This window comes from Geobacillus sp. LEMMY01, assembly GCF_002042905.1.
GTDB classification, from domain to species: domain Bacteria; phylum Bacillota; class Bacilli; order Bacillales; family Anoxybacillaceae; genus Geobacillus; species Geobacillus proteiniphilus.
Map to the genome: position 1 here is coordinate 200,572 of NZ_MVKA01000002.1, position 6,221 is coordinate 206,792.

Below are 6,221 nucleotides of genomic sequence, written 5' to 3' on the forward strand. Positions count from 1 at the left end.
GGAACCATTAGACCGAACTGATTGGTTTGTTTTCGTCCTGCAGCAAGTGCACAGCGGCAGATGCCGCCTGCGCCAGCTGCTCGCATTGCCGCAAACGAATGCCAAAGAGCACGAGCGGGTCGCGGTACGCCTCAGGGTTTTTGCGCATATGTTTGAGCTCGCCTTCCTGGGCAGCGATCTCCAGCTCCAGCCGTTTCAACGTTTCATCGAGCGCCGTTAATGGCGAATGGAAAAATTGGGTAACGTCGCGTTCAAGCGATTTGGCAAACCATTCAAACGGCAGTAGCAACTGCTGGATGATCGCCTCCACCACCTCAGCGTAATCTTGCGCCTGGATGAACTGCTTATACTTTTGCGCCAGCATCGCCTTGTTTTGCGCAAAGGCACCGAGCAGTTTGCCCGCCCCTTTCAACAGCAGCTGGCTTGGCGTTCTCCGCAAGAAAAAGTTCACCTTGCCCACTTGCACCCCGCTGATCAACCGATCCGTATCGCGCCGCCAATCGGCGAGAATGCGAAAGTCGCATTCGAGCTTGAGCCGTTCCTCGCCGAACATGGCGTTAAACCCTTCGCCCATTTCATGCAAAAACACCTGGCATTCGTTGAATTCGTCTTCCGTCGCTGCAATCCACTGTTCCATGGCGCGGCGCAGCTTTGGCAGCGCCTCTTCATCGAGATAAGCGCGAAGCCGTTCGTTCGCTTTGTCGTTCAGTTCAAGATGCAAGCGGGAAAAATCGCTGTCTTCGCTCACAAGATCCGCCATGTTGCGCAACAGATCGGGAATCGCCGCTGACAGCTCGCCCCGCATTTCCGCCAAGACGGTGCGGAACGACTTTGCCGTTTTGGCCGTTTTCTCCTCTTGCAGGTCGCCAAGCTGATGAATGGCGCCGCTGAGTTTGGCCGCCATTTCTTTTTTCCATACGACCAGCTCCGCCAGTCGGCTTTCCGCCTCGGCCCGCTGCCGGAACAAATGAGCGATGAACTGGCGGATCGTCGTTAAAATCGCTTCCTCGCGGCGGACAGGGGACACGCAGCGGCGCATCTCCTCAAGCCAGCCGACGAGGGCTTGTTGCTGCTTGCGGCTTGGCGCATGCGGCGAATAGACCATGACATTGGCTTCCGGAACGATCGTACGAACGTGCGCTTCCACTTCCTCAACGATTCTCGCCGTCTCCTCTTCATCCACCATCCCGTCGCCCGGAGGAAGCAAAACGTACATCGGCGCAGACGGCGCCCGCTCGCGAAGCTGCAGCATCAACTGTTCATCGGCGCTAGAAAACGGATCCTCGCCGTTGAGAAGAAAAAGAATGCTATCAGCAAGCGAAAACGACACAAGCGCTTCATGGTCGGATGAAGCGCGCCCGCCGAGCGGGCCGATATCCAACAAGACAATCCCTTGCGGCACGAGTGAAAACGGTGCTCTGCACTCGATAACGACATCATCGGGAAACCGGCTTCCGCGGCCGCCCGTTGCCTGTTGAAATTCGTCAATGCTCGAAAAAACGGTAAACTGGTCGTCGCTGATTTTCGCGACTTCCATCTCCCCGCCGTTTCTCCACGCAAGCACCGGCGCAGACGGCGCCGCCAACGCTGCCTCCCCGACCAACGTCCGCAAAAACGCCAACCGCTCATGGCGTGACGCCCCAGCGACCAAAATGAAATGCGTCCGCGAATCGGACAGCTGCCGCACGAACCAGAGGAAGCGGAAATGCGAGCCCGCCCGCTGCTCTTCCGCCCAATCGGCAATTTCTTCAAATAGCGACACACCCGCTTCCCCAGCTTGCCGTTTCGCATGGACGAGCCGCTTAGCGGCGTCGTTGACCGTATCTTCTTCAAACGCCTCAGGAAATTTCTCACTCCACGCCAACACGGCAGCCGCGGCCACCGCTGTCTCCGGACCGTCGGCTAAACTCGCCCAGCTTTTGACAAGCGGTGGAACAACTTCCACCAACTCTTTCAATCGGTACGGCCCTTTCATCAATCCCGCATAGGCTTCCCCTAAAAGGTCGGGAATTCGCTTCCAGTCGTAGTCGCGGCCGATCGCCAACTCGTCATAGAGGCGGTTCCACTCCGCGAGCCACGAAAAATAGAGGTCTCCATCCCGATAACCGTTCCATAGCGCCTGCACAAGCCGTTCAAACTTCACGCGATCCGTTTCGTACAACAGCGCCAGGCAGCGTGAAAACCGCGCAGGCGCCATCGTTCGCGCATGTCCTTGTTCCACATAACCGGTCAAGATGTCCGCCCAGCGGCGCGCCGACGTCCGCACCGCCTCTCCTAAAGCAAGCTCGACGGCGCTTTCCCAATCACCTTGCTCCTCGAAAAAGGCGCGCGCCCATTCGGTCATGTTCGGATAATCCGGATACAACGTCACGCCGCGCTTAATCATATCATCCGCTTTCGCTTTTTCCCCCAACTCACGGTAGAGCGAAAACAGACGCAAAATGATTTCCGCATGCAACGTTTCGCTTGCCGTCTCAATCGAACGGTACAGCTCCTCGGCCAGCTCGAGCCGCCCAAGCTCATAGTAGCTGTCGGCGATGTTTTTTTGCGCCCACGGGCGCAAATCGTCGTGATGGACTTGTTCCCATTTAAAGATCGCCGCCTCATAATCGCGGCGGTGGAAATACACTTCCCCTTGGGCAAAGCGAATCGACGACAAATCAGCGCCATCCCGATGCGCCGTGAAAAAAATATCGCCAAGCGCGCTGACAACGTCGCGTTCTCCCGCCTCGATCAACGTCTCGTAAAATGTTTTATGAACAAGTTGCTGTTCAAACCCCATGTCGATCACCTGACTCGTATATTTGCCATGCATGTTCATTGTATGGCACGTTTTATGATTTTATTTCTATTCTATATATTTTAACAAACTTTCGCGGAAAGGAACGTTTCAATTTGTTTTCATTTGCAAGACAAAACACAGCTGTTCCATTAACGAAAAAATGCTTCTGCGATCGCAGTAAGCGTGCGATGCCAAAAGAGAGAAAGGTCGGCAAGCCCGGCCCAGACAAATAGAGGTTCTATTGCCTACGGAAGAAAAAAATCTCCCATCACAATTCAGCTAAACCGCGATAGGAGATTTATTTCCGTGCGATTTCGCCGTATATGTTTAATCAAAAACGAAAGTCTCCTATCACAGCGCCCTCTGATCCGGCGCTCGCAATAGGAGACTTTTTTCACGCTACTTCGTGCGTTCCTTTCGTATGTAAATGGCGTCCCCCCAGAAGGGATAACAAGCACATCACAAAATTATTGATATTTCAAGGATGAATGGACCTGCCTGAAAAACGAAATAAAAAATCCTTTCTTTCTACCCTGTCAGGGTGCGAAATGTGAGATGTAAACCAAAAGGAGGCTTTTATTTTTATGGCTTGATACATTAAATACTCTCCCTGTCAATAAAGAGATTGCTTCGGAGAGATGTACCGTATATCATAACGATTTTAGATACCGAAACTTATATCATATGTAGAAACGTTTTAAAGGCTCTATATCCAAAGCTTATACCAAATCCAATCAAAGAAATCCCTGCAGCAACAGATAACCATTTTAGCCACTTTTGACTTATCATTTTTCTTCCCAAATGTACAGAGAGTGCTACTGTAAAATCCCATAATGCGATCCCCAGAAATATCGCACTACTTTTAGCAAGTGCATGATACCTTTCAATAGAATTCAATTCCATCGCTAATACAGATCCATAGATGCTAACCCAAAAAACAATATTAAGTGGATTCGATATAGCTATAAAGAAGCCAGAAAGATATGATTTGAATAAACCTTCTTTGTTAACCTCTCCGGTTATTTCAACCTTTTTAAATGCCTCCTTTATGCTATCATAACCCAAATAACACAAAATTAAGAAACCAGAAAACCACATGATGAGCTGTACAACAGATTTTGTTAAAAAAACGGATAAGCCAAAAAAGATGGCAAACATTAGTACAATATCCGCTGACATTCCTCCCAATCCGACAACCCATGAATGAAAAAATCCGTACTTTATTCCCCGCTTCACCATTTCTATGTTAATAGGACCAATCGGAATTGATAAAGATAAGCCAAGAAGAACCGAAGCAAAAAAACTACTTAGCATATATTAATCTCTCCTTTTTTAATGGACACCTCATCACACTTTCTTCATTTGTATCAGGATAATATATACTGTTTCCATTCTCTTTTGTCAGGGTCTCCATAATCGCCTATATCTGGATGAGGAGGATTTCCTTCAATACAAATAATAACACTAATCATTTTTTATTCAATATTTGTAATTATAATACAAATATAATTAACATTCTCTTCATAATATCTTAATGTAAATTAGCACATTATTTCAGAATCCCTTTTTCAAATTATTTCAGGAGGATTCGGAAATCATGTGCAAAATTTTTACGGATTATTCTGGATTTTGCACATTCTTTCGGAACGTTTGCACGCTCTTTCAGATGAAGATTTCTACTCTCACATCATAGACGAGAAGGAACAAAAAGAATCGCGGCAGGTAGATCAAACCATGGTGGAACTCTATAATGCCTTGTGATCACGGTGCAAAATTCGTGCAAAATTTTTTCGGATCCTATCGTTTTTTTTCGGGATTCCCAAAAAATGAAAAACGACCGCAAACGCGGTCGTATCAAGGGTTTTGAGGATTTTAACCCGAACGAATCGTATGTAAGTGGCGTCCCAGGAGAGACTCGAACTCCCGACCGACGGCTTAGGGCCGATGCCCCTTCCTCTACAAGCTTACTCGAGAAGATGGATGCGTCGGGGCAACTCGTAGCGGGTTCATAGAAGTCATTGCTCGTTGCTCTATCCTGCTGAGCTACTGGGACATCATCGACAGAACACTCCAATATTCCCACTGTCGGCTCTTATAACCAAATAAAAAATTCCCCTCTCGCACATGGAATCAATCTTCTTTCCTGGCGATCGGAGAACTTCGTTCCAGCGCCTTTTGCGCGTTCTTTTCGTATGGAAATGGCGTCCCAGGAGAGACTCGAACTCCCGACCGACGGCTTAGAAGGCCGCTGCTCTATCCAACTGAGCTACTGGGACATAATCAACAGGACACCCCAATATTCCCGCTGTCCCTTCCTCTACAAGCCTACTCAAGGAAGCTTGGTGCGTCGGGACAACTCGTAGCCATTTCGAAGATGACTTTGCTCGTTGCTCTATCCAGCTGAGCTACTGGGACATGATACGGATCACACTCTAATATCCCCGCTTTAAAACGGGGATCTCTCCGATTACACAATAAAAATAAAAGGAAAGCGGGTGATGGGAATCGAACCCACGACTTCAGCTTGGGAAGCTGAGGTTTTACCATTAAACTACACCCGCATGATCAATATCATTAGGACTTGTCTTAGAAACGACTGCAATAAAAATATAATCGCTAATTGTTTTTTTGTCAATACCTTTTTTGAAGTTAGTTAATAAACGCGCTCGAGAGGATTCGAACCCCTAACCTTCTGATCCGTAGTCAGATGCTCTATCCAATTGAGCTACGAGCGCATGATGGAAAAGCGGAAGACGGGACTCGAACCCGCGACCCCCACCTTGGCAAGGTGGTGTTCTACCACTGAACTACTTCCGCATCATGAGAAAAATTCATTCCTTCAAAACTAGATAACCGTTGGAAGAAGCCGCTCGCCTGCGCTTTTCTTTGTCCAGTTCCAGCGCCTAGCTCTCTTCTGCCAAATAACCTTCCCCCTCGGGGTGCAAGCACCCCTGCGGGTGAAGAACATTTGGCTTCGAGAGCTAATCGCGGCGCTTCCACTTTTCGTACTGTCTAGTTCCAGCCGCCATCGGCTCGCGACGCTTCGGTCCTGCTGCGGCGGCGACACATTGCTTACGCTCCTGTGATACCACCCACGCAGAACCAAGCTTTGCTTGGTTCGAGCCTCCTCGCAGGCCCTCCAGCGCACCTCGCCGATAAGCGGGCGGCCTCCACTTTTCTTGCTAGGTTAAGCCCTCGATCGATTAGTATCCGTCAGCTCCACGTGTCGCCACGCTTCCACCTCGGACCTATCGACCTCGTCATCTTCGAGGGATCTTACCCGCTTCACGCGGTGGGAAATCTCATCTTGAGGGGGGCTTCACGCTTAGATGCTTTCAGCGCTTATCCCGTCCGCACATAGCTACCCAGCGGTGCCCCTGGCGGGACAACTGGTACACCAGCGGTGCGTCCATCCCGGTCCTCTCGTACTAAGGACAGC

General features: G+C 49.6%; 3 protein-coding genes, 4 tRNA genes and 1 rRNA gene. All 8 read right to left on the reverse strand.

Annotated features, from left to right (window positions below; genetic code table 11):
• Window positions 1-7: 7 nt before the first annotated feature.
• The gene (locus B1A75_RS02645) at window positions 8-2,821 is read right to left on the reverse strand and encodes a tetratricopeptide repeat protein (RefSeq protein ID WP_079935686.1); all 2,814 of its coding nucleotides are present in this window, start codon (window positions 2,819-2,821) and stop codon (window positions 8-10) included.
• 636 nt (window positions 2,822-3,457) lie between these two features.
• Window positions 3,458-4,096, reverse strand: a complete 639-nt coding sequence (locus B1A75_RS02650) for a LysE family translocator (protein WP_074043695.1) — start codon at window positions 4,094-4,096, stop codon at window positions 3,458-3,460.
• A 53-nt stretch (window positions 4,097-4,149) separates the two neighbouring features.
• Window positions 4,150-4,254: a YqcI/YcgG family protein gene (locus tag B1A75_RS20605; RefSeq protein WP_074043696.1), complete on the reverse strand. Its 105-nt coding sequence runs from the start codon at window positions 4,252-4,254 to the stop codon at window positions 4,150-4,152.
• 727 nt (window positions 4,255-4,981) lie between these two features.
• Window positions 4,982-5,058: transfer RNA gene (locus B1A75_RS02660), tRNA-Arg, on the reverse strand.
• Window positions 5,059-5,272: 214 nt separating this feature from the next.
• Window positions 5,273-5,343: transfer RNA gene (locus B1A75_RS02665), tRNA-Gly, on the reverse strand.
• Between the two features lie 100 nt (window positions 5,344-5,443).
• A tRNA-Arg gene (locus tag B1A75_RS02670) sits at window positions 5,444-5,517 on the reverse strand.
• A 10-nt stretch (window positions 5,518-5,527) separates the two neighbouring features.
• Window positions 5,528-5,599 (reverse strand) — tRNA-Gly (locus B1A75_RS02675).
• A 366-nt stretch (window positions 5,600-5,965) separates the two neighbouring features.
• A 23S ribosomal RNA gene (locus B1A75_RS02680) occupies window positions 5,966-6,221 on the reverse strand; the annotation flags it as partial.